The sequence below is a fragment of the Mesorhizobium sp. M4A.F.Ca.ET.020.02.1.1 genome, assembly GCF_004022645.1.
Classification (GTDB): Bacteria; Pseudomonadota; Alphaproteobacteria; order Rhizobiales; family Rhizobiaceae; genus Mesorhizobium.
The window spans coordinates 1-1,965 of the sequence record NZ_RZOI01000940.1 but is presented as its reverse complement, the minus strand read 5'-3'; the positions used below and the strand labels follow the sequence as shown (position 1 = coordinate 1,965).

At 68.5% G+C, this 1,965-nt stretch carries 2 protein-coding genes and 1 pseudogene; all 3 read left to right on the top strand.

The genetic code is table 11. The features are described 5' to 3' along the window. Window positions 1–315 (top strand): annotated as a pseudogene (locus EN742_RS33385) (cobyrinic acid a,c-diamide synthase); the annotation flags it as partial. 3 nt (window positions 316–318) lie between these two features. Next, entirely contained in the window at window positions 319–1,095 is a 777-nt protein-coding gene (locus tag EN742_RS33380; RefSeq protein ID WP_126054003.1) for an adenosylcobinamide-GDP ribazoletransferase, read from the top strand. 24 nt (window positions 1,096–1,119) lie between these two features. After that, the coding region (locus EN742_RS33375; protein ID WP_148670458.1) for a nicotinate-nucleotide--dimethylbenzimidazole phosphoribosyltransferase at window positions 1,120–1,965 on the top strand (846 nt) is incomplete at its 3' end.

Here is a 1,965-nt window from a genome sequence, read left to right as displayed (position 1 = left end):
GTGCTGGGCGAGACTCTTGAGGACGCGGCAGGCGACACGCATCCGATGCTTGGCCTGCTCGGCCATTCGACCAGCTTCGCCAAGCGCAAAATGAACCTCGGCTACCGCGAGGCGCGGCTGCGCGCCGCTTGCCCGCTCGGAGCCGAGGGCACGCTGATCCGCGGCCATGAATTCCACTATGCGCAGATGCTCGCTGCCGGCAACGACGAGCCGCTGGCCGACCTTGCCGACGGCCAGGGCAATCCGCTCGGCGCCTCCGGCTATCGGCGCGGCCATGTCAGCGGGACGTTCTTCCATGCCATTGCGAGGGGCTAGGGCATGAAGCTCAAGAACTTTCCCCTTTCGCTCCGGCAAGTCCTCGATGATATCGCCCTTTGCCTGGTCTTCTTCACCAGGCTGCCGCTGCCCGTCTTTGATTTTCGCGGGCGCAGCCTCGCCGCCGCGATCTGGGCCGCCCCGGTCGCCGGGCTTGCCGTCGGACTGATCGGCGCGGTCGTCTACGCCACTGCGGAACGGTTCGGCCTTGCCATGGGTCCGGCGGCAGCACTTGCGCTTGCCGCAACATTGCTCACCACCGGCTGCCTGCACGAGGATGGGTTGTCCGATGTCGCCGATGGCTTTGGCGGCGGCAAGTCGCGCGGTGGAAAACTGGAGATCATGCGCGACAGCCGCATCGGCGCCTATGGCGCGTCGGCACTGGCCCTGTCGCTGCTGATCCGCTGGAGCGCGATTTCGGAATTCGCCGACCCCACACAGGCCCTTCTGGCGCTCATTGCCGCGCACGCCGCCTCGCGCGGATTGCTGGGCGCCTTCATGCATCTCTTGCCCCCGGCGCGGTCCGACGGCCTCTCGGCCGGCGCCGGCGGCGTCTCGGCCGAGGCCGCAATAGCCGGCGCCGTGCTCGGCGCGATACCACTCCTCCTGCTTGCGCCAGGCGGCGCCATAGTCGCGATCGTCCTGCTTGGTCTGCTGTTTGCCGCGTTCCGCGCCCTTTGCCTCAACCAGATCGACGGCCAGACCGGCGACACGATCGGCGCCCTTCAGCAACTTGGCGAGATCGCAGTCCTGCTCGTCGCTTCCGTATCCCTATCCTGACTCTCTTTCGGAGACTTTGCCCCCATGTCTTTCAAATCGCTTGATGAACTTCGCGCTGCCTGCCTCGATCTGCCGGCCGGCAGCGACACCGCGGCCAATGCCGTCGCCCGCCGCCAGGACACGCTGACCAAGCCGCAAGGCAGCCTCGGCCGGCTGGAAACCATCGCCGCCTGGCTGGGGCGCTGGCAGGGCCGCGACATGCCGAAGCTGGACAAGGTGAAGGTCTTCGTCTTTGCCGGCAATCACGGCGTCACCGCGCAGGGCGTCTCGGCCTTCCCGTCGGAAGTCACCGTACAGATGGTGGCGAATTTCGCCGGCGGCGGCGCCGCCATCAACCAGCTCGCCCGCATCGCTGGCGCCGAGCTCGACGTCATCCCGCTCGACCTCGACCATCCGACCGGCGACTTCACCGAAGTGCCGGCGATGGACGAGAAGGCCTTCCTCGCCGCCGTCTCGGCCGGCCATGACGCGGTGACCAAGGATATCGACCTCGTCTGCTTCGGCGAAATGGGCATCGGCAACACCACGCCGGCGGCGGCGATTTCTGCCGCCCTGTTCGGCGGCGGCGCCGAGAAATGGACCGGGCGCGGCACCGGCGTCGACGATGCCGGCCTGGAGCGCAAGGTGACCGCGATCGAAGCCGGCCTCAAGCGCCATGCCGACGCGCTGTCCGACCCGCTGAAGATCGCCGCAGCCCTTGGCGGCCGCGAGCTCGCCGCCATCTTCGGCGCCACGCTCGCCGCGCGCCGCAACAATGTGCCGGTCCTGCTCGACGGTTTTGTCTGCACCGCTGCCGCGGCGCCGCTGGCGCGGCTGCACCCGACCGGCCTCGCCCACACCATCGCTGCCCACGTCTCGGCCGAATCCGGC

Bases quoted from the DNA above. Each gene is read 5' to 3' on its own strand.
- EN742_RS33380 (WP_126054003.1), top strand. From the start codon at position 319: ATGAAGCTCAAGAACTTTCCCCTTTCGCTCCGGCAAGTCCTCGATGAT.